This is a genomic window from Mesorhizobium sp. M1D.F.Ca.ET.231.01.1.1 (genome assembly GCF_003999155.2).
Lineage (GTDB): Bacteria > Pseudomonadota > Alphaproteobacteria > Rhizobiales > Rhizobiaceae > Mesorhizobium.
The window spans coordinates 328,552-352,291 of record NZ_RZOZ02000003.1 but is presented as its reverse complement, the minus strand read 5'-3'; the positions used below and the strand labels follow the sequence as shown (position 1 = coordinate 352,291).

Annotated in this window: 22 protein-coding genes and 1 tRNA gene; 5 read left to right on the top strand and 18 right to left on the bottom strand. The window is 63.3% G+C overall.

The window, feature by feature from the left end:
* Positions 1-9 precede the first annotated feature (9 nt).
* From EN874_RS11160 to EN874_RS11150, 3 genes are all read right to left on the bottom strand, one after another.
* A complete protein-coding gene (locus tag EN874_RS11160) occupies positions 10-1,005 on the bottom strand; it encodes an ABC transporter permease (protein ID WP_126086487.1) in 996 nt (331 codons plus the stop codon).
* Positions 1,002-2,567: a sugar ABC transporter ATP-binding protein gene (locus EN874_RS11155; RefSeq protein WP_127424817.1), complete on the bottom strand. Its 1,566-nt coding sequence runs from the start codon at positions 2,565-2,567 to the stop codon at positions 1,002-1,004. The genes EN874_RS11160 and EN874_RS11155 overlap by 4 nt, the downstream gene beginning before the upstream one ends.
* A 123-nt stretch (positions 2,568-2,690) precedes the next feature.
* Positions 2,691-3,653 carry a sugar-binding protein gene (locus EN874_RS11150; RefSeq protein WP_127424816.1) on the bottom strand — a complete coding sequence of 321 codons (963 nt, stop codon included), beginning with the start codon at positions 3,651-3,653 and terminating at the stop codon, positions 2,691-2,693.
* A 601-nt stretch (positions 3,654-4,254) separates the two neighbouring features.
* Between EN874_RS11150 and EN874_RS11145 the strand changes: the two genes are divergently transcribed.
* The 3 genes from EN874_RS11145 (at position 4,255) to EN874_RS11135 (ending at position 6,658) form a co-directional block, all read left to right on the top strand.
* Positions 4,255-5,370 (top strand): LacI family DNA-binding transcriptional regulator, encoded by a 1,116-nt coding sequence (locus tag EN874_RS11145; RefSeq protein ID WP_168247435.1) that lies wholly within the window; start codon positions 4,255-4,257, stop codon positions 5,368-5,370.
* 42 nt (positions 5,371-5,412) lie between these two features.
* Entirely contained in the window at positions 5,413-5,721 is a 309-nt protein-coding gene (locus EN874_RS11140; protein ID WP_210235988.1) for a GNAT family N-acetyltransferase, read from the top strand.
* 136 nt (positions 5,722-5,857) lie between these two features.
* A complete protein-coding gene (locus EN874_RS11135; protein WP_127424815.1) occupies positions 5,858-6,658 on the top strand; it encodes a class I SAM-dependent methyltransferase in 801 nt (266 codons plus the stop codon).
* A 3-nt stretch (positions 6,659-6,661) separates the two neighbouring features.
* Here EN874_RS11135 and EN874_RS11130 read toward each other — a convergent pair whose 3' ends face one another.
* The 8 genes from EN874_RS11130 to iolE form a co-directional block, all read right to left on the bottom strand.
* Entirely contained in the window at positions 6,662-6,895 is a 234-nt protein-coding gene (locus tag EN874_RS11130) for a hypothetical protein (RefSeq protein ID WP_127424814.1), read from the bottom strand.
* A complete protein-coding gene (locus EN874_RS11125; protein ID WP_127424813.1) occupies positions 6,895-7,833 on the bottom strand; it encodes a sugar phosphate isomerase/epimerase in 939 nt (312 codons plus the stop codon). The genes EN874_RS11130 and EN874_RS11125 overlap by 1 nt, the downstream gene beginning before the upstream one ends.
* A 32-nt stretch (positions 7,834-7,865) precedes the next feature.
* A complete protein-coding gene (iolG, locus tag EN874_RS11120) occupies positions 7,866-8,858 on the bottom strand; it encodes an inositol 2-dehydrogenase (protein WP_127424812.1) in 993 nt (330 codons plus the stop codon).
* A 65-nt stretch (positions 8,859-8,923) separates the two neighbouring features.
* Positions 8,924-9,742 carry a carbohydrate ABC transporter permease gene (locus EN874_RS11115; RefSeq protein WP_126086479.1) on the bottom strand — a complete coding sequence of 273 codons (819 nt, stop codon included), beginning with the start codon at positions 9,740-9,742 and terminating at the stop codon, positions 8,924-8,926.
* Positions 9,739-10,644, bottom strand: coding sequence for a sugar ABC transporter permease (locus EN874_RS11110; RefSeq protein WP_127424811.1), 906 nt, complete (start codon positions 10,642-10,644; stop codon positions 9,739-9,741). Before EN874_RS11110 ends, EN874_RS11115 begins: the two co-directional genes overlap by 4 nt.
* A complete protein-coding gene (locus EN874_RS11105) occupies positions 10,644-11,957 on the bottom strand; it encodes an extracellular solute-binding protein (protein WP_127424810.1) in 1,314 nt (437 codons plus the stop codon). The genes EN874_RS11110 and EN874_RS11105 overlap by 1 nt, the downstream gene beginning before the upstream one ends.
* Positions 11,954-13,051: an ABC transporter ATP-binding protein gene (locus EN874_RS11100; RefSeq protein WP_127424809.1), complete on the bottom strand. Its 1,098-nt coding sequence runs from the start codon at positions 13,049-13,051 to the stop codon at positions 11,954-11,956. Before EN874_RS11100 ends, EN874_RS11105 begins: the two co-directional genes overlap by 4 nt.
* A gap of 27 nt (positions 13,052-13,078) precedes the next feature.
* Positions 13,079-13,990: a myo-inosose-2 dehydratase gene (gene iolE / locus EN874_RS11095; protein WP_127424808.1), complete on the bottom strand. Its 912-nt coding sequence runs from the start codon at positions 13,988-13,990 to the stop codon at positions 13,079-13,081.
* A gap of 529 nt (positions 13,991-14,519) precedes the next feature.
* Between iolE and EN874_RS11085 the strand changes: the two genes are divergently transcribed.
* On the top strand, positions 14,520-16,052 hold the full coding sequence (locus tag EN874_RS11085) for a PLP-dependent aminotransferase family protein (RefSeq protein WP_127424807.1): 1,533 nt from the start codon (positions 14,520-14,522) through the stop codon (positions 16,050-16,052).
* An 88-nt stretch (positions 16,053-16,140) separates the two neighbouring features.
* Here the strand turns inward: EN874_RS11085 and EN874_RS11080 are convergent, their stop codons facing one another.
* The 6 genes from EN874_RS11080 to EN874_RS11060 form a co-directional block, all read right to left on the bottom strand.
* The gene (locus tag EN874_RS11080; RefSeq protein WP_127424806.1) at positions 16,141-17,559 is read right to left on the bottom strand and encodes a hypothetical protein; all 1,419 of its coding nucleotides are present in this window, start codon (positions 17,557-17,559) and stop codon (positions 16,141-16,143) included.
* 6 nt (positions 17,560-17,565) lie between these two features.
* The gene (locus tag EN874_RS11075; protein WP_127424805.1) at positions 17,566-18,723 is read right to left on the bottom strand and encodes a UvrD-helicase domain-containing protein; all 1,158 of its coding nucleotides are present in this window, start codon (positions 18,721-18,723) and stop codon (positions 17,566-17,568) included.
* Positions 18,723-19,940, bottom strand: a complete 1,218-nt coding sequence (locus EN874_RS11070) for a protein kinase (RefSeq protein ID WP_245513545.1) — start codon at positions 19,938-19,940, stop codon at positions 18,723-18,725. Before EN874_RS11070 ends, EN874_RS11075 begins: the two co-directional genes overlap by 1 nt.
* Positions 19,937-20,095, bottom strand: a complete 159-nt coding sequence (locus EN874_RS33680; protein WP_168247436.1) for a hypothetical protein — start codon at positions 20,093-20,095, stop codon at positions 19,937-19,939. The genes EN874_RS11070 and EN874_RS33680 overlap by 4 nt, the downstream gene beginning before the upstream one ends.
* Positions 20,096-20,247: 152 nt before the next feature.
* Positions 20,248-20,324: transfer RNA gene (locus EN874_RS11065), tRNA-Arg, on the bottom strand.
* A 268-nt stretch (positions 20,325-20,592) separates the two neighbouring features.
* Positions 20,593-21,513 (bottom strand): DUF1003 domain-containing protein, encoded by a 921-nt coding sequence (locus EN874_RS11060; RefSeq protein ID WP_126086468.1) that lies wholly within the window; start codon positions 21,511-21,513, stop codon positions 20,593-20,595.
* Between the two features lie 533 nt (positions 21,514-22,046).
* On the opposite strand from EN874_RS11060, the gene EN874_RS11055 reads away from it, so the two are divergent.
* Positions 22,047-22,496: a universal stress protein gene (locus tag EN874_RS11055; protein ID WP_127424803.1), complete on the top strand. Its 450-nt coding sequence runs from the start codon at positions 22,047-22,049 to the stop codon at positions 22,494-22,496.
* Positions 22,497-22,709: 213 nt separating this feature from the next.
* Here EN874_RS11055 and EN874_RS11045 read toward each other — a convergent pair whose 3' ends face one another.
* Positions 22,710-23,735: a D-alanyl-D-alanine carboxypeptidase family protein gene (locus EN874_RS11045; RefSeq protein WP_127424802.1), complete on the bottom strand. Its 1,026-nt coding sequence runs from the start codon at positions 23,733-23,735 to the stop codon at positions 22,710-22,712.
* Positions 23,736-23,740 lie beyond the last annotated feature (5 nt).

The following is a 23,740-nucleotide window of genomic DNA, read 5'->3' as shown; positions in this document are numbered from 1 at the left end:
GCGCTGCCGCTACTCCGCCGGTGCGCCGGCGACGTTCCGGCGCGTCGCTTCCAGCATCCGGCGCCGGGCGCGGAACACGCTCCATTGCTGGTCGACCAGCACGCCGATCAGGATCACCCCGCCCATCACCGCGAAGTTGAGCGAGGAGGGGATGCCGAGCAGGTTGACCAGGTTCTGCAGCTCCTGCAGCAGCACCGTGCCTAAGAGGACGCCGACCAGCGAGCCCTCGCCGCCGCGCAGCGAGAAGCCGCCGAGCACCGCCGCGGCGATCGCGTAGAGCTCGTAGAACTGGCCGTGGCTGGCCGGCGAGATCGAGCGCGTATACATGGCGAAATAGATCGCCGACAGCGCCGTCAGCACGCCGCAGATGACATAGGCCGCGATCACGACGCGCCCGGTGCGGATGCCCGAATATTTCGCCGCTTCCTCGTTCTTGCCGATGGCATAGAGATAGCGGCCGAACACCGAGCGGTGCAGCACCACCCACATGACGATGGCGATGACGATCAGCGCGATGAAGCTGTTCGGCACGCCCCAGGAACGGCCCGCGGTCAGGAATTCGAGCTCGGGGAAATTCTGGCCGAAGGCGAAGCCCGCCGTGCCGTCGGCGGTGTAGAAGCGCGCTACGCCGCGATAGATCAAGAGGCCGCAAAGCGTCACCACGAAGGGCTGCATCTTCAGCCGCGTGATCAGCCAGCCATGCACGAAGCCGATGATGGCGCCGAGGACGATGATCAGCGCGAAGGCCAGCGGCCAGTCCATCTCGCGCACGGCGATGAAGTCGATGAACAGCGTGCCGAGCAGCGCCACCAGCGAACCGACCGAAAGCTCGATGCCGCCGGTGATGATGACGAAGGCCTGGCCGATGGAGAGGATGCCGAACAGGCCGATCAGGTTGGAGGTGTTGGCAAGGTTGATCGGCAAAAGGAAGCGCGGGTTGATGGCCGTCACCACCGCGCCGACCACCAGGATCAGGATCAGCAGGCCGAGGTCTTTCTTGCTCATTGCGCTCCTCCAGCGGCATGCGCCAGCTTCGGCTTCTTGCCCACCGCCAGCAAAAGCACGTTCTCCTGGCTGAAATCGTCCCGGTCGAGAATGTCGGAGATCTGCCCCTCGTGCATGACCGCGATACGGTCCGAGACGCCGATCACCTCTTCCATGTCGCTGGAGATCATCAGCACCGCGACGCCTGCGTCGGCAAGCGACCGCATCAGCCCGTAGATCTCGGCCTTGGCGCCGATATCGATGCCGCGCGTCGGCTCGTCGAGGATCATCACCTTGGGGTTCATCGCCAGCCACTTGGCCAAAACCACTTTCTGCTGATTGCCGCCCGACAGCGTGCCGGTGCGGGTCAGGACCGACGGCGCCTTGATGCCGAGGTCTTTCTTCTGCTTCTCCGCGGTGGCGAGTTCGGCGCTGACCGAGACCAGCGAGCGCTTCGCATGCGCCGGCAGGTTGGGCAGCGAAATGTTCTCGGCAATCGAGAGGTCGAGCAGGATGCCGGTCAGCTTGCGGTCTTCCGGAACCAGGAAGATGCCGCTCGCCACCGCATCGGCGGCCGATCCGACATCGAGCGCCTTGCCGTCCAGCGCAACGCTGCCGCCGAGCTGTTCGTCGATGCCGAACAGCACGCGCGCGAGCTCCGTGCGGCCGGAGCCGACGAGCCCGGCGAGGCCGAGGATCTCGCCGCGTCGAAGGTCCAGGCTGACCGGATGATCAGGATAGGCTGCGGTGCGCACGGCAACTGCGGAGAGCGCGACGCCGCCCGGCGCGCGCCCGGCCTCAGCGGCTTTCTCACGCTCCTTCAGCATGCGCCCGATCATCAGCTTGACCATCTGGTCGTGGTTGATCTCGCTCTTGGGCAGCGTGCCGGCAAGCATGCCGTCGCGCAGCACCACGACGCGGTCGGCGACGCGCTCGACTTCGTGCAGGCGGTGCGAGATGAAGATGACGCTGATGCCTTCCGACCGCAGCCCCTTGATGACGTCGAGCAGCTTTTCGGTTTCGGCGATCGGCAGGCTGGAGGTGGGCTCGTCGAGGATCACCAGCCGCGCCCTGATCGACAGCGCCTTGGCGATCTCGACCATCTGCTGCTGCGCGAGCGACAGTGATGCGACCGGCGCGTCGGCCGAGAAATTGGCGCCGACGCGCTTCAACAGCGGGGCCGCCATCTGCCGCAGCTTCGCGCGGTCGACCAGCCGCAGCGGGCCGGCCTTCAGCGGCTCGCGGCCGAAGAAGATGTTGGCGGCGACATCGAGGTTTTCGAACAGGTTGAGCTCCTGATGCACGAAGGCGATGCCGGAGCCGATGCTGGCTTCCACGGTCAGCCCGTCATGCGCGATGCCGTCGACGGTCACGGTACCGCTATCCGGCCGCGTCACGCCGCCGAGGATCTTCATCAGGGTCGATTTGCCGGCGCCGTTCTCGCCGACCAGGCCGATCACCTCGCCGGGCCTGACCTCCATGGAGAACCCGTCCAGCGCCACGACGCCCGGATATGTCTTGCGCACGGCCTCGAGGCTCAGGAACGGAGCGGATTGAACAATGGATGGGTCGGAATAGTTCATCACGCCATGGTTGATCGAGCTTGGCAGCGGCCGGTGGGCAACAGACTGACGGGCCGCGTGCGGCCCGTCAATACGGACGCCGGCTCAAGGTGGATCCCTGAGCCGGCGCAACTGATCTCGCGCTTACTTGCCGGCCATCGCCTTCAGATTGGCAGCATAGGCGTCGACATCGTCCTTGCCGATGATCTTGGTCGGCACGATGATCAGGCCGTTCTCCGGAATGCCCGACTTGTCGCCCTTGAGATAGGAAGCCATCAGCTTCATGCCCTGATAGGCCCATTCGAACGGCTGCTGCACGACCGTCGCGGCGACCGTGCCTTCCTTGACGCCGCCCAGCGTGATCGGATCGTCGTCGAAGCCGACGACGGTGATCGAGCCCAGCTTGCCGGCGTCGCGCAGCGCTTCATAGATGCGCGGCGTGTTGTAGGAGTAGAAGCCGACCATGCAGGTGATGTCGGGGCTGGCGACCAGCGCGTCCTCAACATTCTTCTTGGCGCGCGCCTGGTCGATGTCGTCGCCGCGCACGTCGACCAACTCGATCTTGCTGCCGGCGAGCCCGTCCTTCATGCCCTGGATGCGTTCCTTTGCGTTGTCGGCGCCGAGCAGGCCGACGAAGCCCAGGCATTTGCCGCCGTCCGGCATCGCCTTCTTGGCGATCTCGGCCGCCTGCTTGCCGGCGTCGACGTTGGATGACCCGATATAGGCGACGCGCTTGGTCTGCGGCGCGTCGCTGTCGGTGGTGAACAGCGCCGTCTCGGAAGCGATCTTGTTGAGCCCGTCGGTCGAGGTCTTGGGGTCGACGGCCGACACCATGATGCCCTTGACGCCGGCCGTCACCAGATCGTCCATCAGTCGCTGCTGGATGGCGACCGACGACTGCTCAGGGTATTTCAGCTCGAGATTGTAGTCGGGCAGTTCGCCCTGCGCCTTCTTCACGCCGGCTTCCGCCGCTTTCCAGAAGTCTGACGCGCCGTTGACGACAAAGGCCAGCGTCGGCTTGTCGTCGGCGCGCACGGTCGCGCTCGCCGACAGGCCGAGGGCCAGGGCCGCCGCGGCGACGGATGCGTTACGGATCATGGATTTCATGGTTCAACCTCCTTTTGAAACTCATCGCTGATGTGTCGGCTGCGGCCTGGACGCCCTCCTCCTCAAGGGGCTTGCCCAAGGTCTGGCAACTTAAGAACGGCGCCAATCCAGCCGCGACCAAGACACTAGACACAGATTTGGCGTTCGTAAATAGTCCGATTTGTCTGACATTTTCGTGAGAACGAGACTGCCCTTTCGGCGGCATTCCTCCGACCGGCGCGCGCCCGCTCCACCGCCGCGATCGGCCGGAAGGCCCCGGCCACGCTGCGGCGAGTTGACAATAGAACGCTTAGGGATATTAGTAAAGAGTATTAGTTGCGGGGCGCCCAGGCGCGCGTTTTCACCGAGCGCGAAGAGACAAGCCGCCAGTTGGCAAGGGAGGAATGGCAGCGGCGGCATCGTGCCAAAATTCGGCAAAATTGTCAGCTTTGCTGACCTTTTTCGGGCTGTTTCGTCGACATGTGATGTGGCTGGCGCCGACGCTGTCGGACATGATAATAGTTATAATCAGGAGCGCGGTTCCCATAAACACGCCGCGCCGGAGCATCTTGTTGTTGCCGCCGGCCTTTGCTTAACAGCCGACAAGGTTTGGGAAACGAACATGAGTGAACCGACGGAACTGCGCGATCCCCCGGAAGCCTCCAGGCGCCGCAAGCCGTCCGCCAGGCCCAAGGGTCGTGTCACCATGACCGACATCGCTCGGGCCGCCGGCTGCTCGCAGGCGACTGTCTCGTTCGTGCTCAACAATTCGCCTGGCATCAGGCTGTCGCAGCAGACGCGCGATCGGGTGATCGAAGCGGCCAGAACGCTCGGCTACTCACCGCCGGTCTTCTCCGCCCTGCGTCCGCCGGTGACGCCGTTCGAAGGCCTGGACGGCGTCATCGGCTTTGCCGTCGACCAGCTAGCCACCAGCCCGGAGGCGGTGGTCGCCATCGAGGGCGCGCGCCAGGCCTCGTGGAACGCCGGCAACGTGCTGCTGGTCGCGCAGACCATGGGCGATGCCGTCATGGAGCCGCGCGCTATTTCAGCGCTGACACGACGCGGCATCTCGGCGCTGATCTACATGACCATCTTCACCCGCGAGATCGTCGCGCCCGAGTTCCTCTACAGCCTCGATATCCCGGTCATCCTGCTCAACTGCTACACCGCCGACTATGCCTTCCCGGCCGTCGTGCCTTCCGAGATCGCCGGTGGCCAGAGTTCCACCCGGCATCTCATCAGCCACGGCCACCGCCGCATCGCCACCATCACCGGCGAGCCGTGGATGCAGGCGGCGCAAGACCGGCTGAAAGGCTATCGCCGCGCCTTGGCCACCGCCGACATCCCCTTCGATCCCGAGCTGGTGGTCGAGGGCGACTGGTCGGCCAGCGCCGGCTATGCCGCGACCGTCAAGTTGCTTGCCCTGAAGGACCGCCCGACCGCCATCTTCTGCCAGAACGACCGCACCGCGATCGGCTGCTACGAGGCGCTGAAGGAGGCCGGCCTGCATATCCCCGAGGATATTTCCGTGGTCGGCTATGACGACGAGGAGATCGCCCGCCACCTCTTCCCGCCGCTGACGACCTCGATCCTGCCGCATCTGGCGATGGGCCAATGGGCGATCGAGCAGCTGGAGACGCCGATGACATCCGGCCACGGCCGCTACCCCATCACCAAGCTGGAATGCCCGCTGGTGGAAAGGGAGAGCGTGGCGGCAGTGCGGGACGCTCCAGGATGAAATCCCGCAAGGATCGCCGCGAGGCTCTGTATTGACATTGTCGTGGGGATCGCGCTGCCAGGCGCCAAGCTGCGGCGGGGCATGCTGGAGCAGGTTCCCTTGCTGCTGATAGGCCGCCTGGCGGTCGATCAGGCGTTCCAGGGAACGGGGCTCGGCGGCGACCTGCTTTCCGATGCGCTGCGGCGTTGCCTGGCGGTTTCCGAGATCGCCGGGGTTCGCGCCGTGGTGGCGCACGCGATCGACGACGCGATGAATTTTTATCAACGGCATGGCTTCATTACGTCTCCGCTGGGCGAGCGCGTCATGCTGATGCCTATCGAGACCGTGCAGTCGCTTTTCGTGAAAGGTTGAGGCTGGTCCGCGGCAACCGTGAAGTCGCCCGTAGGCGCCGGCGCGTGCGCCGCTATCCTTGTCCGAGGCGATTGCTTCGCGCCTTGGCAGCAATGCCGTCGAGGCTTAGCTTGGGTTTACAAGCAGGGAGGCCTTGATGACATCGATCTTCACCGTTCACGAAGCGTCCGGTTATGAGCAGCTGATGGGCCGCTGGAGCCGCAGGCTGGCGCCCAAGTTCATCGACTTCGCCGGCTTGGCCAGCGGCGAAAAGATCCTCGACGTCGGCTGCGGCACCGGCAGCCTGACCTTCGAGCTGGCGAAGTCCGCCGGCCTCGCCGAAATCCAGGCCATCGACTTCTCTCCGGTCTTCGTCGCGGCGGCGAAGGAGAAGAACACCGATCCGCGCATCACCATCAGCCAGGCGGACGCCACCGCCCTGCCTTTCGCGGACGATATGTTCGACCGTGCGCTGGCGCTGCTGGTGCTTCACTTCGTGCCGGAGGCCGGCAAGGCCGTGGCCGAGATGCGCCGCGTGGTGCGGCCGGGCGGCGTGGTCGCGGCGGTGGTGTGGGATCATCTTGGCGGCATGCCGGGCATGCGCATGATGATCGATACGGTCGCGGCGCTCGGCGAAAGCGGCCGCCAGATGCGCGGCCGCTACTGCTTCCAGCCGATGATGCAGCCCGGCGAAATGAAACGGACCTTCGTCGAACAGGGGCTAGCGGACGTCACCGAAACCGAGCTGATGATCCGCATGGATTATGAGAATTTCGACGACTACTGGGCGCCGATCGGCGCCGGCGAAGGCCCGCTCGGCAAATACATGACCACGCTCGACGCGGCGGAGCGGACGCGCGTGGAGGCCGCCGTCCGCGATGCCTATGAGGCCGGACGGGCGGACGGGCCGAGATCGTTCGCCAACGTTGCGTGGGCCTGCAGGGGGATCGTGCCCTGACCTTCAGCCCGATCTGAGCTGCGCGAGCACAGCGGCGCGGAAACTACGGAAGTTCGGATAGGTGGGAAGCCCGGTGGCTTCGGCCATGCCGGCCGCCGTCATGAAGGCGGCATCGGCCCAGCGGCTGCGCAGGAAATCGCCGAGCGAGGGATGCTTGGCGACCAGTTTCGGCTCGCTGGCCAGCGCGGCGACCAGTGTCGGCGGCGGCGTGGGCTTTCCGGGTCGACCCGCCTGCATCAAGCCAGGTTGATGGCGACGTTGCGCAGCAATGCCACGGATTTGCGCATCCCTTCCATCGGCGACAGCATCATGTCCTCGTGCTCGATGGAGAGCACGTCGTCATAGCCGGCCTGCTTCAGCGCGACGCAGAACTGCCGCCACCAGGTTTCGCCGTGACCATAGCCCAGAGTGATGTAATTCCAGGCCCGATCGGCATAGTGGTTCGGTGGCCGCGCATCGAGCACGCCGTCGATGGCCGCCGGTATCGGTTCGATGCGCGTATCCTTGGCGTGCACATAGTAGATGGCTGAGCCAAGCTTGCGCACCGCGGCGATGGGATCGGCGCCCATCCACAGCGGGTGGCTCGGATCATAGTTCGCGCCGACCGTCTCGCCGACGGCATCGCGAAGCCGCAACAGTGTCTGGACGTTGTACACGGCCTGATGGCCGTGCAGTTCCAGGCACAATTTGCCTATGCCGAGATTGTTTGCGAACGCAACGAGATCGCGCCAGTAGGGAATGATGCAGTCGTCCCATTGGTAGCGCAGGATGTCGGCGCATTCGGGCGGCCAGTCGGTGATGATCCAGTTGGGGTTGGCATCGCCCGGGCCGCCGGGCAGCCCGGACATCATCACCACGCGGTCGATGCCCATCAGGCTTGCCAGCCGGATCGTGTCCTCCGTCACCTGGCGGTGCTTCTTGCCCTGCGGTCCCGGATGCAGGGGGTTGCCCGAGCAGTTGAGCGCCGCGATCGTCAGCCCGTGGTCGCGGACCTTGGCGGCGAATTCGGCGCGGATCGCCGCACTGTCCTGCATGGCCGCGAGATCGATGTGCGGCGCCGACGACCAGTTGCCGCAGGCGAACTCCAGCGTCTCCAGTCCGAGTTCGGCCGAGGCATTCAGCATCTCGTCGAAGGAAAGGTTGCCCAGGCTGTCGGTGATCATGCCAATCTTCATTTCGATCCTCCCGGTTGACTTGAGACATCCGCTCAGAGCTTCACAGGCTCGAACCTGCCGGATCTGGCTGACGCAAGCGCCGCCTCGCAAAGGATCATGGCCTTGCGGCCGTCGCTGGCGGTGACGCCAGGCTTCCTGCCCGTTTCGACGCAGGTGATGAAATCATCGATCTCGGCGGCGTAGGACTCCGCATAGCGTTCGACGAAGAAGTAGTAAGGCTTGTCGCGCGAGATGCCTTTGCCGCCGGACATCTCTACCGAGGTCGGCAGCCGGTTTCCGGCAAGCAGCATGCCGTCGGCGCCATGCACCTCGATGCGTTGGTCGTAGCCATAGGCGGCCCTGACGCTGTTGTTGATGTGGCACTGCCGGCCGGACGCAGTGCGCAGGATGAACATCGCGGTATCGTAGTCGCCGAGCTTCTTGTATTGCGGCGCCACCAGCGATGAACCGGTGGCAAAGAGCTCGACCGGCTCCTCGCCGAGCAGGTTGCGCGCCATGTCGAAGTCGTGGATGGTCATTTCGCGAAAGACGCCCCCGCCGCCGGCCAGCGCTTCCTCGGTTTCGGGTTCGGGGTCGCGGCTGGTGATGATGACCTGCTCGACGGCGCCGATCTCGCCGGCGGCAAGGCGCTCCTTCAGCGCCCGGAAGCTCGGATCGAAGCGGCGGTTGAAGCCGATCTGGAACGGCACGCCGGCCTTCTCGACCGCGGCCAGGCACTCGTCGGTGCGCTTGAGGTCGAGATCGATCGGCTTCTCGCAGAAGATCGCCTTGCCACGCGCGGCCGCGGCCATGGCAAGCTCGGCATGCGTGCGCGTCGCCGAGGCGATGAACACCATCTTCACCGACGGATCGTCCATCACGGCCTCGGTGTCGGCGATCTCGGCGCCGACGACGGCGGCGGCCTTCTCGGCGGCCTCGCGATTGGGATCGACGATGTAGCGCAGCCGCACCTTCGGGTGACGCGCGAGGTTGCCGGCATGGACCCTTCCGATCAGTCCCACCCCGAACAGACAAACATCCATCATGTGTTCGACTTTCCTATAGGGCCGCGCCTTGGCGGAACGGCCGGTTCATGCTGCCCGGCCGGCATTCATTTCACCGCGCCCATGGTGAGCCCGCGCACCAGATGGCGCTGCACCAGGAGCGCGAAAAAGACGATCGGCAGCGCGCCGATGACGCCGGCCGCCGCCATCGAGGCCCAGTCGGTGTCGATGCGTCCGATGAGCGTCGCGGTGCCGCGCGGCATGGTCATCGCCCTCGGCGTCGCCGTCAGCGCCAGCGCAAAAAGGAATTCGTTGAAGGTGACCAGCACCGCGAAAATCGCGGTTGCCGCCAGCCCGGGTGCTGCCAGCGGCAGCGTGATGCGGCGGAAGGCGCCGAAGCGCGAATCGCCGTCGACCATCGCGGCCTCCTCGAGATCGACGGGGATCTCGCGGAAGAAGCTCTCCATCATCCAGACGCAGAAGGTGACGTTGAAGGCGGTATAGGTGGCGATCAGCCCAAGCCAGGTGTCGAGCAGGCCGAGGCTCAGCATCAAGAGATAGACGGGGATCAGGATGACCACTGGCGGGATGATGCGCAGCGTCAAAAGGAACAGGCCGACCTTGCCCTCCATGGCGAAAGGCAAGCGGAACCTGACGATCGCGTAAGCGCCCATCGCGCCGACGACCAGCGCGATCGCGACGGAGAAGAAGGTCACCACCAGCGAGTTCGTCAGGTAGGAGCCGAACTGCTTCTCGGTGAACAGCCGGACGTAATTGTCGAGCGTCGGCACATGCGGGTAGAGCGTGCCTTCCTGCGTGATCTCGCGGTTGGGCTTGAGCGAGGTGGAGACCAGCCAGTAGATCGGCAAAAGCACGACGGCCAGCACGAAGATCGTCGTCAGGATGCGCGCCAGACGGGTGCTCACGACGCGTCGACCCTGCGCAGAAGCCTGATGGCGCTGAAGGCGAGCGCGAGCACGACGAGGCCGATGGTCACGAACAGCGCCGCCGCATACCCGGTCTGCTGGAATTTGAAGGCGGTGTCGTAGCCGTAGATTGAAACCAGCCTGGTCGCCTCGCCCGGCCCACCGCGCGTCAGCACGAAGACCTGGTCGAAGGTGCCGAAGGCGTCGATGGTCCTCAGCACGATCGCCACCGCCAGCACCGGCCGCATCATCGGGAAGGTGAGATCGGCAAACACCCGCCACGCGCCCGCGCCGTCGACGCGCGCCGCCTCGAAAGGCTCGTGCGGCAGCGACTGCAGCCCGGCGAGCAGGATCAGGAACATCAGCGGCGTCCATTCCCAGACGTCGAGGACGACAAGCCCGATGAAGGCGTTGAGCGGATTGCCGAGGATCTGCACCGGGCCGCCGCCGATTGCTTCGGACAGCGCCGTCAGCATGCCGGCATCGCTGGCGTAGATCAGGCGGAAGACGATGGCGACGACGACCGGCGTGATCACCATCGGAATGATGAGCACTGTCCTGAGCAGGCGGATGCCGCGAAACTCGTGCAGGCAAAACAGCGCCAGCGCGAAGCCGAGCACCGCCTCGAGCGACACCGACAGCGCGACGAACTTCACCGTGACCCAGAGCGAATTCAGGAACTGGGCGTCGCTCCACAGGCGTACATAGTTCTGCAATCCGACATCGGACACCGGCGAGCCGTAACGGTAGGCCCTGGTGCTGGCCCTGAGACCATCCCAGAGCGGATAGACCAGCACGCCGAGCACGATCATCAGGCCCGGTGCCAGCATGAGGTACGGGAGGGCGAGGTCGAGCCCCGCCCCCTGCAGGCGATACTTGCGTGCCTGCCTCGCGCCTTGCATCAGTAGTAGCCGGCCGTGGTCAGGTAGTCCTTGACCTGTTTGGCCGCCGTGTCCAATGCCGCGCCGCCGCCGGAGCCTGCCTGCAGCGCCTTGTTGAGCTCGATGCCGAGCAGTTCCTCGACCTTCGCCCAGTCCGGCGTGCGCGGCCTTGGCAGCGCGCCGGCGTCGAGCTGCTTGAGGGCGACCGGGATCAGCCGGTTGCCGGGCTTGGCGACGCCGAAGGCGCTGCGCTTGACCGGGATCGAGCCCGCTTCCGACAGCTTGGCCTGGGTTTCGGCGCTGACATACCACTTCAGGAACTCGATCGAGTTCCCCTTGTTGGGCGCCGATTTCGGCACGCCGGCGATGAAGATGCCCATCTGGGCGATCGCCTTCTCCTGCTTCGGCACGACGCCGAAGTCGAGCTTGCCGGCGACCTTGGTCTGGGCGGGATCGTCGGCCTTCAATGCGTTGCCCGAGTACTGGATGATGGCGCCGGCATCGCCGCCGAGGATCGCCGCGCCCTCCTGATCGGAGTCGAACTCGACCACGCCGCTCGGCGCGTTCTGCTTCATCGTGCCGACGAAGAAATCGGCCGATGCCTTGCCCTCCGCCGAGTTGAAGATCGGGTTCCACTTGTCGTCGAAGAAGGAGCCGCCAAACGACAGGAAGATCGGATACCAGCTGGTGACGATCGGGTTGCCGGAGACGCCGCGGAAGACGACCGGGTACTTGATCTTTCCGGCCGCCACCCCTTCCTTGCCCTTGGCGATCACCTCGTCCCAGGTCTTCGGCGCGCCGCCGCTGAAGACGTCGTTGCGGTAGGTGAGCGTCTGCAGGTCGCCGACGAAAGGCACGCAGATCAGCGTCGGCTTGGCGCTTTCGAAGCCCTTGACGCGCGGCCCCTGCTGCGGCGGCCAGTAACCCATGTCGATCATCGAGCCGATCCAGTCCTTGTCGGAGCCGTCGATGCCGCCGGCGCCGAGATCCTCGAGCACATTGGCGGCGCCGAACTGCGGCACCCATGGATCGTCGAGCAGGTAGAGGTCATACTGGCCGGCGCCGGTCTGGGCGTCGGCGAACCACTTCTCCAGCGTCACGCCATATTCATCCTCGAGGAACTCGACGTCGAAGCCCTGTTCCTTCGCCAGCGGGATGATCTTCTGCTTGAACGGCGTCAGCCCGCCATCGGCGAAGGCGCCGATGATCACCTTCTTGCCGGCGGCCCTGGCGGGCATGGGCAGGCCGAGCGTGGTGAGGGCCGTGGTGGCCAAAGCCAGGCCGAGCCCGCCCTTGACGACGGAGCGGCGAGTAAGTCTGCTGGAATGCATCATTTCACTCTCCCATTGTTGTTGACCCTGTGGACGCTGGTAAGGCCTGCCGAATTGAAGAAAGAGGCGTTCGCCGGGTCGAAGGCGACGCCGATGCTTTCACCGACCGCGCCCCTGAAATCGCGGCCCGCCCGTACCGAGACGTTGCCGCGGTCGAGCCGCACATTGACCAGCGTCTCGTTGCCCATCGGCTCGACGACATAGATTTCGCCGGGCAGCGCGCCCGGTTCGTCTGGCTCGGCGACGCTGCAGTCCTCCGGTCTGAGCCCGATCTCGACGATCTCGGCAAGGCGGCACGCGGTAAGCCGCGTTCGCTCCAACGGCACGATCTTGGCACCGACCGTCACACCCTGCTCGCCTGGCGCTGCCGGCAGGATGTTCATCGGCGGATTGCCGACGAAAGTGGCGACGAAGCGGTTCGCCGGACGGTCGTAGATGTCGATGGGCGCCGCCATCTGCTGCAGCTCGCCGCCATGCATGACGGCGACCAGGTCGGCCATGGTCAAGGCCTCGACCTGGTCGTGGGTGACATAGATGGTGGTGGCGCTGAGGCGCTGGCAGAGCCGCTTGATCTCGCCGCGCATGGTGAGCCGCAGCCGCGCGTCGAGATTGGATAGCGGTTCGTCCATGAGGAAGGCCGCCGGATCGCGCACGATCGCGCGGGCCAGCGCCACGCGCTGGCGCTGGCCGCCGGAGAGCTGGCGTGGTCGGCGGTCGAGCAGATGGCCGATTTCGAGGATGGCGGCGACCTCGCCGATCTTGGCCTTGCGCCCGGCCTCCGGCGTGCCGCGGATCCACAGCGGATAGCCGATGTTTTCGGCGACCGTCATCTGCGGATAGAGCGCGTAGCTCTGGAAGACCATGGCGATGTCGCGGTCGCGCGGCTGGAGGCGAGTGACGTCGCGCTCGCCGATGAAGACCTTGCCGGCGGTCGGCATGTCCAATCCGGCCAGGATGCGCAGCGCCGTCGTCTTGCCGCAGCCCGACGGGCCGAGCAGCGCGAGGAACTTGTGGTCCGGCACGGCAAGGTCGAGCGATCGCAGCACGTTGAGCGCGCCGAAATTCTTGACCACGCTTCTGTACAGGACCGAACTCATCGCCTTCCCCGGCGCCTCATTCTGCCTTCACCCCTTGCGCTCGTCCACGCTGAAGCCTGCGCCTTGCGCCAGCGCCTTCAAATTGCGGTGGCCCATCGTGGCATAGGTCAGCGGATGCGCCTTGGCCGGGTCCTGCTCGGCCTCCACCACCAGCCAGCCGGCATAGCCCTCGTCGGCCAGGATCTTGAGCAGGCTCGGATAGTCGATCGCGCCGTCGCCGGGCACGGTGAAAATACCTTCCATCACCGCGCCCATGAAGCTCATATCGGCCGCGCGCGCCTTCCTTAAGATGGCCGGGCGCACATCCTTGCAATGGACATGGACCACCCGGCCGACATGCCGGCGCAGCAATTGTTCCGGGTCGCCGCCGGAGAAGGCGCAGTGGCCCGTGTCGTAGAGCAGCCCGACCGCCGCGCCGGTCACCTTCATCAGCATGTCGATCTCGGCATCGGTCTCGACGATCGTGCCCATGTGATGATGAAAGGCCATGCCGACGCCGAAGTCAGCAAAACGTTCGGCCAGCCGCGTGATCTTTTCGCCGTAGGGCTTCCACTCCTCGGCCGAAAGTTTTGGCCGCTGCGAGATCGGATCATGGATCGCGCCGTGGCGGCCACGCGAGGTGTCGGCATAGACGACATGTCTGGCGCCAAGCTCCCTGAGCAGCGTCAGATGCGGGCGGATCGCCTCGAACTCTTCCTCCACCTCCTTCTCGCAGATGCGGCCGTCATACCAGCCGGAGACCAGCGCCAGCCCGTAATGGTTGAGGATCGGCCCTAGCGTGCGGGCCTCGCGCGGGAACTTGCCGCCGAGCTCGGTGCCGGCATAGCCGGCTTCAGCGGTTTCGCTGAGGCACGTCTCGAGCGGCGTGTCGCCGCCCAATTCCGGCACGTCATCATTGGTCCAGGTGATCGGATTGATGCCAAGTCGAACCGTGCCCATTGCCCGCCTTCCACCCGCGGCCGCAAGGCTGCGGGGTGTTCCTGTCGGGAGGAAAATGGCTGCATCGGCAGGATGCGAAGCCCTGCCGTTTTCGTTTGGCCGGACGCCCTCCCAGTGCCCTGCCCAAACTTGCCTTGCGTCTTACCCCAACGTCACTGCGCCAAGTCTACGCCGCTCTGTCCCCATCGCGAGGGCCAGTTTTCCGGAAAATGAAGGAACCAGTTGTGCGCGCCGGCGGCTGTGGCAGGATGGAGAGGATGGCATGGAGTTCAGCAAAATGTCTAACGTCGGCGGGACAGCGCCCCCCTCTGCCCTGCCGGGCATCTCCCCCACGAGGGGGGAGATCGGATGGCGCGACGGCTTTCGCCTATCGCCAACGTCGAAAGGAGAAGCGAGGCGCCTGAACCGCCAATCTCCCCCCTTGTGGGGGAGATGTCCGGCAGGACAGAGGGGGGCGCGAAGGAACTCGACCTGGAAAGCTGGCGTACTCGGCACGCGATTGCCGTGGCACCCATAGCAGGAGATAGCCATGCGCCCCCACCCCAAACCCCAGGCCTTCCCGCTCGACATGCTGGCGGTGAATCGCGCCAGCTCCGAGCACCTCTCCCGCCAGCTCTATCACGGCCTCGTCGCCATCATCCGCAACCGGGCGCTGCCGCCGGGTTCGGAGCTGCCTTCGACGCGCGCTCTGGCCGCCGAGCTCGGCCTTGGCCGCAACACCATCGTCTCGGCTTACGACCAGCTCGTCACCGAAGGCTATCTTGCCAACCGCCAGGGCGCGCGGCCCGTCATCGTCGACCTGCCCGACGGCCCGCGCGAGTCACCGCGCGAGGAACCGCCCGTACCGCTGCGCGCGCCTTCGCGGCGAGGCGAGGAATTGCTCAGCCAGCCCTGCCACCACGGCAGGCCTGGGCATGTCGCCTTCCACCCCGGCATGCCGGATGCGTCGAGCTTTCCGTTCGGCGTCTGGGGCCGGCTGGTGGCGCGCCGCGCCAGCCATGGCGGCGAGACGCTGTTCGGCACCTATGACGTGACCGGCCATCCGGCGCTGAAGGAGGCGATCGCCGGCTATCTCTATTCCGCGCGCGGCGTGCGCTGCCGTCCCGAGCAGATCGTCGTCACCACCGGCGCGCAGGCCGCCTTCGACCTTCTCGCGCGCCTCTTGCTCGACCCCGGCGACACGGTGTGGATGGAGGAGCCCGGCTATTACGGCGCCAAGGCCGCCTTCACGGTGGCCGGCGCAAGAATCCTTCCCATCCCGGTCGACCAGGAGCGCGGCTGGCGCTTAGAGCATGATCCCGAAAGGTGGGAACCGGCTTTCGGACAAAGATCATGCTCCAATAAAAGGTCAGACTCGCCCGCCTTCTCGCCGCGCCTCATCTATGTGACGCCGGCCTGCCAGCATCCGCTCGGCATCACCATGCGCATGGAGGAGCGGCTGCGCCTGCTCGACATTGCCGAGACCGCGAATGCCTGGGTGATCGAGGACGATTTCGACGGCGAATACCGGTTTCAGGGCCGCCCCGTGCCGGCGATCCAGAGCATGGACCGCTCCGGCCGCGTCATCTATGTCGGCACCTTCGCCAAGCTCCTGTTCCCGGCGCTGCGCATCGGCTTCATGGTGCTGCCGGTCGAGCTCGCCGGGCGCATCGTCAACGCCATCTCCACCACCGGCCAGTTCGCCCCCCTGCTGCTGCAGGCCGCCTTGGCCGATTTCATCACCGAAGGCCATATGAGCCGGCATTTGAAACGCATGCGCCGCATCTACGCCCAGCGCCGCCAGCTTTTTCGCGACATCGTCACCGAGCGCCTGCGCGACGAGATCACACTGTCCCCCGCCGAAGCCGGCATCCAGGTGGTGGGCTACCTGAAGGAAGGCATCGACGACATCAAGGTCAGCCAGGCGGCGGCAAAAAGGGCGATCAACGTCTCGCCGCTGTCGAAATATTTTCAGAACACGACGCCGACCCAAGGGCTGGTGCTGGGCTACGCGGCGTGTGATGCCGCGCAGATGAGGGATGGGGTGGAGCGGCTTGCGGCGGCGATTAGGGAGGTGCTGTGAGGGGCCAAACAATCCTTGGATCATTTAAGTGCGTGCGAGTATTGGCAAATGGCCAATCCATTGTAGTACTCAGCGATCAAAAGTCCGACTATTTGATCTGCCTTTTGCCTCGTCCGGTCTTGGACTGAGTAGGAGCTTTGGCGAAGAGGTTTCGCTGTTGCAGAACTGGCTCGACTTTAGTCTGTTTAGGTTGTTCAGGCAAAGGATCCAATGCCTGCAGGGCTTCCATTAGCGCATGCCGCAGGCGTGGAACGTTAAAGGCCGAAGCTTTATCACGAACAACATCTGATCTTACGCTCGCAGCACCCCGGAATTTTGACGAAATAAGAGGAAGCAGCTCTATATCAACAACGGAGGACACCTTTGTCCGTAGTGAATCGGCGGATCGCGAGGCCCCCAACATGTCGTATTCCGTGAGCGAAATATCGCATGTGGGTGCGTCAAACAAACTGGTGCGCTCGAAAACCTCCCGGGCAACACGCCGACCAAGGCAGCGGCCGTTCACAAGCCCATCGAAACCAGGCCGCCAACATGAAAAAAGAGCAAACCACAACAACGAACCGGGAAGCGCGTCGCGAACGCCCTCCAAGACCCCCACATAGTCGAAAGAGCCGTTTGATAGTCGGGCGGTGAGAAAGCCGACCCAAGCTTCCGACAGTGCTTTGGGTAGGGAAGACCGTACCAAGGCTTGCGCAGTGCGATCCAGGAACGCAAGCTGTTCCTCTCGAGGGAACTCGAATTGCTTTTCTGTCGATTCGGCAAACGGAATAGCACGCTCAATTTGTTGCCATGCGAAAGACAGCTTCAACGGCCTTTCATATCTAGCGGTTTGTATTAAATCATCAATCGCCTCTGTCCACGTACCTGCATCGGTGCGTGTGACGTCCGAATCACCGATCAAACTAGAGGTAACCATCATCCAAAACATTGCTGAGGAATCAGCATCGAATCGCAAAGGCGTGTCCGCCGTCAAAAGACGTGCATGCGCCCAAGCCTCCGAAAGTTCCGGCAGATCCGCAGGATGGAGACCTGACGCTAAGGCTTTTAGGGCGGCATACGAAAATGTTGCCTGGCAAGCTTGGACAGAAACGTTCGCTATCGATCGAGGCGCCTGTGGCATTTGCACTACTGCTTCGGCCACAGCGATGCAGGCCATCGCAGTCAGCAAAGAGTGGGGTAGGACCGGCAAGCGGTTCTGGAGTAAATCGAACTTCAATAAGTCAGTAGTGGTCAATACTCGGAAAAAGGCAGTAAAGGGAGCGTAACTGGAGATATACGTGCTCGTCCACGCTAAGAAGTCTCGCAAGTCCTCTTCCGGCACCACGATTATCGGATATGGCAAGCTCAGCGGGCCGCGTGCGGTGTCTTCCCACAACAGACCAATCTTGCCTCTGGACACAACCGATCCGATCATGTCGGGCAGAGAGCGAGGCAGGTTTCCTAATTCCAGATCCTCGGCGATCCAATCGAGAAATGAGCGCCGATCAAGTACCGTAAGCGTCTGCATGTCTGGTCAACCGCTGAACAAGGATTTCAAATCAACAGAGGCAGGTGGAGGCGAAAGCGCAGCCTCTCCATTTTGTAAGGGGCCGATCAACGGTCCGCTACGATAAATTGTGAGACTTGTCTTCGCCCGCGTAACCCCTGTATAGGCTAAGCGAGCTCGACCCGTGCGAAAATTTCCAATCCCTTCCATGGCCAGAAGATGCAGCGCTCGGAATTCGAGCCCCTTAGCTCCGTGTATTGTGGCTACTAGGATTCTGCGCTCTGGGTCCAGAGCCGTATACCCATGATCAGATAGTTGAAGCTGAACCTCTGATTGAAGGTGCGTCGAGGACAGTATCTGCCAGACCTCTTTTACGTCTTGGACCAGCGGGCATAGCACTCCAAGAATCCCGGTCGGATACGCTCTGAGCTGTCCTTGCAAAGCGCTAACCGCCTTCGCGACCTGGTCAGCAAGAGGCTCCGGGCCCGAGAAAATAACTTGCGAAGGAGCATCCGGCTCCCGATATTGGGCGGTTGCCTCTAAGCCGTCTTTGGAGTCGACCAGATTGGTGATGCCATCTGCGACCCTGCATATCTTAATGCCGTTTCTGTAGTGATACGTTAAGTTCTTAAAGTTAGGGCAAATAACTTTCAAACGTTCGATGGCACCCTTGTGCCGATATATACGTTGTCGATTGTCGCCTGCTGCAAAAAGTCTATTTGAAAACCTCTCAACGATAGCAATCTCTTGGACCGAGTAATCTTGGCATTCATCGAGAAGGATAGCGTCCAAACGGTGATCGTCGACTTGATCATCGTCTAGCTCAGCCAGGCGAGTCAAAATTACTTCCTTCTGATCGTCATACTTGCCCTTAATCCTAAAGTCGACACCGCAGCTATCCAGTATGTCCGAAGCCCATCCCATAAAGGTGTCAATCTTATTCGGCGATATCTTCGTGGTGGCGCTTCCACTGGCCAAAAACTCGCGAAGTACACGGCCAACAGTAAGTAGTTGGAAGTTGTTTATCCCGTTGGCCTGCAGATATGAAGCTCGGAGCAGCAATAAATTAGTCTTTCCGCTGCCAGGAGGACCAAGAATCAAATGATTGCCGGTCAAAGGAAGAGCCACGACGTCACGCTGCTCGGCGTCAAGCTGCTCCGGTTTCGTCCACCAAGTTGCTTCCATCAGCGTCCCTCCGTCGCGCTGGATGCAGAACTTATGGACCTCTGCTGGGCACTATCTACGCTACCGAATACGTAGAGAGATACCGCTTCCTCGATTGCTTTCTGATCGACTGTCCCTGTGTACAATCTGTTGAGTTCGGGGGGATGCCACTCGGCCCCCTCCTTGCAGCTTGAAGACCCAGCATCCAGCGCGACAACGCGGCTCTTTTCATCTAGCACTTCGGTCAGGAAGCAGATCGAAAGCCCTTCCGGTAAACCTACCTCGGCAAGCGGCTCAAAATCTGTCCGTATCCCGCTTCGTGGGTCTGTTACGACATACACAATGCGTCGAGGCAATGGCGGGTCATCAAGGCCGATGCCGCGCAAAATGTCGCGGATGATCCCCCCGACGCTATGCAGTATCTGGCTTTCTCCGGACGATGTTGAGGCCTCATACTTTGTAGCTTCGGATTGGCGAACCCTGGCCGCGGCTGCTCGTTGACGAATTCGCTCTTGCAGTTCGAGAGCTCTGTCCTGTCTATCTGCCGGTTGCCTAAAGTTGTCCCAGCTCACCATTTGCAGGCGGGCCTTAGGGGACTTGACCAAGCAATTTTGCGCCAATGTAACGAGATAAGGAGGAGCTTCGGTTGAGAGAATTGCGGGCACCTCATTTTGAACTGCCTGGGCAAGCCTAGCAGGGACGCCAGTGTGGTTGCCGAAAAGCGGTCGCTTCATGATTAAATCGTGTATGACCGCTCCAATCTGATAGAAGGTCACTGCGCGCCAGCCATCAGGAGTGTCCTCTTCTTGGCGTAGCGCAAACTCGGGAGAGGCGTACTGGTTAGTCCCCACAAATAGAGGTGTCCCTCCGTTGTCGGTGAGACCTTTCTCGCCGACGGGTCTCAAAACGCCGAAGTCCAAGAGGACCAGACGGCTCATATTTTCCACGACTACGATATTCGCCGGCTTGATATCCCGATGTGCAAGCCCTCGGCTCTCCAGATACTCGGCAGCAGAAGCGAGCTGCGCAACAAGAGAGGGCATTGCGGCGGCCGATACGGCATTTAACGCTTTGGACAGGTTCGGCCCGTCCAACAATTCCATAACAAGGAAATGATTTTTGGTTTCCGGCTCAACGCCAGAGTCAATCATCTTTACGATGTTTGGATGATCGTGCCCAACGAGCCATTTCTCGCGCTCCATTCTCTCTAGCAGGGCAGCGCCACCAAACTTCGTTATAAGCTCTGTGTCGAATACCTTGACGGCTGCATAATCGGCACCCTTTTTTGCTCTGAAAACAGCGGCGGACTATCAATAAAATCCAATACCTGCCAACCAGCTACGCCACTTTTTTGAAGCGTAAGCAGCATCTGTTGTGCTTTTTCAGTGTCCATCCCACCCCTCCAGGCGGGCAAAGATACATAGACCGCGTTGGCTCAGCAAGTACTGGGCGGCATGTTATTTAAGCCGTGTGAACAAATGGGTTGAAGCTATAAATTCAGGAGGTCGGGGCGAGGTCTTGCAGACATTTCTATTACAAAATAGATGGCGCACCCGACAAGATTCGAACTTGTGACCTCTGCCTTCGGAGGGCAGCGCTCTATCCAGCTGAGCTACGGGTGCTTCCCGGAAAACCGGAAAACGAACCAGCCGGTGAGCCGGCCAGCCACGGCTTCTTAGCGGAAGCGGCGGCAGGCTTCAACGGCCAATTGGCGATTGTGCGGTCGGCCTGTGATGGCTGATTGTCTTATCGATAGAGCAATCGGAGATGGCGCTCCCCCTCTTCGTCTCGGCTTCGCCGAGCCACCATTCCGGGGCGAGCCGCCGGTCTCGCCCGTCCTGCGGACCCCCCCCCCACATTGTGGGGCGAGGAACCCAAACTCCTAGCTCCTCACCCCTCCGCCTCGACCTTCGCCGTCCTCCGCCGCACCCCTCGTGCCGCGCGCTTCTGCTTCTTCGCGGTCAGCTCGTGCATCGCGTCGAGCTGCATCTGCTGCATTTCGGCCAGGCGCTGCCATTGGCGCGAGATGAGGTAGTCGAGCTTTTCATGCAGGTGCCGCACTTCGAGCTCCGCCTTCAGGTTCACCCGGTAGTCGTTGAAGGAGCGCAGCCGGTCTTTGGCTTCCTGCCGCTTCTGGCTCATCATGATCACCGGCGCCTGGATGGCGGCGATGCAGGAGAGCATCAGGTTGAGCAGGATGAACGGGTAGGGGTCGAACGCCCCCACAGTGCCTTCGAACAAATTGATGCCGATCCAGATCAAAAGCACGGCCGCGAAGGAGATCAGGAACCACCAGCTGCCGCCGAACTCGGCCATGTTGTCGGAGACGCGGTCGGCGAAGGAGCGGTGCTCCTCGAACTCCTCTTCCGAGTTTTCCGAGATCGTGTCCTGCCTGGCGATCGATTCGACCACCTGGCGGTCGAGCTCGGAGAATTCGCCGTGCTCCTGCTGCAGCAATTCCTCCATGTAGCGCATGCGGTAGCGGGCGAGCTCGGCGCGGCTGACGCGGGCGCCGCGCGGCAGGTCGGGATGGTCGGCGCGGATGCGGTCGGCGAGGCTGGGCCTCAGATCATCGATGCGCACCAGGTCGCGCTTGCGGAATTTCCGGCCACTGATCGCCGACGGTTTCTTCTTCGGCTTGACCCTTGTCGTGCCGGGCACGTGCGGCTCGGAATCAGGCACCTCCGGCGCTTCGAGGATCTCGTCCGCCGCTTCATGCGCTTCCTCCGCCACGGTGGCCGCCTCGAAATATTCGCCGCCGCTTTCGTTTTCGTCGTCGGCTTTGTTCTGCGCCTTGGGATCGCCGGCCATGGTCAGTGCTCCTGTCTTTAGGCTTCCGATACGATACGCCAAGCCGGCGCGGCATATCCATGGTGCGTGTGAAGGGCGTGTGACCGAACAAGTTGTTGTGATGGAAGGGCGCCGTCGAGGCGCAAACCTCAGCGGAGAACGCAACCCCACGGGCTGGCGAGCAATGGCCAATCCCCGGAACCCGCGCCGCCCCTCATCCGCCCTTCGGGCACCTTCTCCCCGTATAGTGACGGGGAGAAGGAGGCTGCGCGACGCCTCGGCGACCTTCTTGCAACGCTGGTGATTGGCGAAACGGGCGATGACAGCGCCCCTCTCCCCGTCACTATACGGGGAGAGGATGCCGGCAGGCAGGTGAGGGGCGGCGCCGTCGCCGAAAGCCTTGATGCCCATCTGCTGGCGCCATGGTCGCCACCGGCTGGCCCCATCCTGGCCCTGTGGCAGGCCCGGTCGGCAAACTATATCCCAATCAGGCCTGATCTCAGGCTCCCGCCACCTGGGGCGCGCATCGCCCCGCATGAAGAGGGATCGCCACCATGTACAAGCACATCCTCATCGCCACCGACGGTTCGGAACTCGCCGGCAAGGGCGTCGCCCACGGCCTGGAACTGGCCAAGGGCCTCGGCGCCACCGTCACCTTCGTCACCGTCTCCGAGCCGTTCCCGACGCTTGCCTGGGGCGGCGCCATGGCCGGCTACGTCGCCGCCGAGGAGCTCACCAACTACGAGCAAAGCGCGCGCAAATACGCCCGCGAGGTGCTGGAGAAGTGCAAGGCCGAGGCGGATAAGCTCGGCGTCGGCGCGAAGACCCTGCATATCGAGAACAAGACGCCCGCCGAGGCGATCCTCGACACGGCCCGCGCGGAAGGCTGCGACCTCATCGTCATGGCCTCGCACGGACGCCGCGGCATCGGCCGGCTGGTGCTCGGCAGCCAGACCGCGGAAGTGGTGTCGCTGACGCAGATCCCGGTGCTGGTGGTTAGATAAGCAATATCGGCTGTGATCCTTCGCGCCCCCCTCTGTCCTGCCGGACATCTCCCCCACAAGGGGGGAGATCAGACGTCATTATGGCCTTCGCCAATCTCCGAGGTTGCAGGATAAGCGGAGCGCAGAAACAGCCAATCTCCCCCCTTGTGGGGGAGATGTCCGGCAGGACAGAGGGGGGGCGCTGTCCCGCCGACGTCTCAGACTTTCTCCGCTCTACTGCGCCGGCAGCAGCGGCGAAGTAGGCGACGCCAAATCGGCCGACGGCAGATCGGACGCCGGCAAACCCGGCAGCGACGAATCGGGCGCCGTCGTGCCGGGCGGCAGCAATCCGGGCGGCGGCGAGGCCGGCTGCTGGCCGGCATACATCAGCCTTGGCTGCGCGTCCGCCGTCATCGGCCCCAGGCTGCGCTGGATCAGCGCCTCGACATGGTCGTTGCGCTGGCGCGCGCTTTGGGCGCCCATCACCACCACGATCAGATGCCTGCCGTCGGCATTGTAGGAGGTGACGATGTTGTAGCCGGAGGCGCGGATGTAGCCGGTCTTGATGCCGTCGACGCCGCGCACCCGTCCCAGCATGTCGTTGTGGCCGCGCACCAGCCGGCCGCGGAACATAAAGTCGCTTTCGGAGAAATAGTGGAAATGCTGCGGGAAGCGGTGTTCGAGCGCCAGTCCCAGCACCGCCATGTCGCGCGCTGAAGTCACCTGGCCGCCGTCGGGCAGGCCGCAGGCGTTGCGGAAACTGGTGCTCACCATGCCGAGCTGGCGCGCCTTGGCGGTCATCATGGCGGCGAACTGGTCCTCTGAGCCGCCGCCCAGATATTCGCCGACCGCCACCGCCACGTCGTTGGCCGACTTCACCACCATGGCGCGGATGGCGGAATCGACGTCGATCGTCTCGCCGCGCCTGAAACGCAGTTTCGTCGGCGGCTGCGAGGCGGCGTGATCGGACACCGGAATCTGCGTCTGCTTGCTCACCCGGCCGCTCTGCATCGCCTCGAACAGCATGTAGAGCGTCATCATCTTGGTCAGCGACGCAGGATAGCGCTGCGCCGTCGAATTGACCTCGAACAGCGTCTTGCCCGTCGAGGCATCGACCACCATCGCCGCATATTTCTGCGGCGCGGCCGGCACGGCCAGCACGCTTTCCGGCGGCGCCACGGTGGTGCAGCCGACCAATACGAGCAGCGCCAAGGCGGCGGTCAATGTGTGGAGGAGCGAAAAGGGACGCTGATGGGACAAGATTG

Bases quoted from the DNA above. Each gene is read 5' to 3' on its own strand.
- EN874_RS11160 (WP_126086487.1), bottom strand. From the start codon at position 1,005: ATGAGCAAGAAAGACCTCGGCCTGCTGATCCTGATCCTGGTGGTCGGC.
- EN874_RS11155 (WP_127424817.1), bottom strand. From the start codon at position 2,567: ATGAACTATTCCGACCCATCCATTGTTCAATCCGCTCCGTTCCTGAGC.
- EN874_RS11150 (WP_127424816.1), bottom strand. From the start codon at position 3,653: ATGAAATCCATGATCCGTAACGCATCCGTCGCCGCGGCGGCCCTGGCC.
- EN874_RS11145 (WP_168247435.1), top strand. From the start codon at position 4,255: ATGAGTGAACCGACGGAACTGCGCGATCCCCCGGAAGCCTCCAGGCGC.
- EN874_RS11135 (WP_127424815.1), top strand. From the start codon at position 5,858: ATGACATCGATCTTCACCGTTCACGAAGCGTCCGGTTATGAGCAGCTG.
- EN874_RS11130 (WP_127424814.1), bottom strand. From the start codon at position 6,895: ATGCAGGCGGGTCGACCCGGAAAGCCCACGCCGCCGCCGACACTGGTC.
- EN874_RS11125 (WP_127424813.1), bottom strand. From the start codon at position 7,833: ATGAAGATTGGCATGATCACCGACAGCCTGGGCAACCTTTCCTTCGAC.
- iolG (WP_127424812.1), bottom strand. From the start codon at position 8,858: ATGATGGATGTTTGTCTGTTCGGGGTGGGACTGATCGGAAGGGTCCAT.
- EN874_RS11110 (WP_127424811.1), bottom strand. From the start codon at position 10,644: ATGCAAGGCGCGAGGCAGGCACGCAAGTATCGCCTGCAGGGGGCGGGG.
- EN874_RS11105 (WP_127424810.1), bottom strand. From the start codon at position 11,957: ATGATGCATTCCAGCAGACTTACTCGCCGCTCCGTCGTCAAGGGCGGG.
- EN874_RS11100 (WP_127424809.1), bottom strand. From the start codon at position 13,051: ATGAGTTCGGTCCTGTACAGAAGCGTGGTCAAGAATTTCGGCGCGCTC.
- iolE (WP_127424808.1), bottom strand. From the start codon at position 13,990: ATGGGCACGGTTCGACTTGGCATCAATCCGATCACCTGGACCAATGAT.
- EN874_RS11085 (WP_127424807.1), top strand. From the start codon at position 14,520: ATGCGCCCCCACCCCAAACCCCAGGCCTTCCCGCTCGACATGCTGGCG.
- EN874_RS11080 (WP_127424806.1), bottom strand. From the start codon at position 17,559: ATGCAGACGCTTACGGTACTTGATCGGCGCTCATTTCTCGATTGGATC.
- EN874_RS11075 (WP_127424805.1), bottom strand. From the start codon at position 18,723: ATGGAAGCAACTTGGTGGACGAAACCGGAGCAGCTTGACGCCGAGCAG.
- EN874_RS33680 (WP_168247436.1), bottom strand. From the start codon at position 20,095: ATGGACACTGAAAAAGCACAACAGATGCTGCTTACGCTTCAAAAAAGT.
- EN874_RS11060 (WP_126086468.1), bottom strand. From the start codon at position 21,513: ATGGCCGGCGATCCCAAGGCGCAGAACAAAGCCGACGACGAAAACGAA.
- EN874_RS11055 (WP_127424803.1), top strand. From the start codon at position 22,047: ATGTACAAGCACATCCTCATCGCCACCGACGGTTCGGAACTCGCCGGC.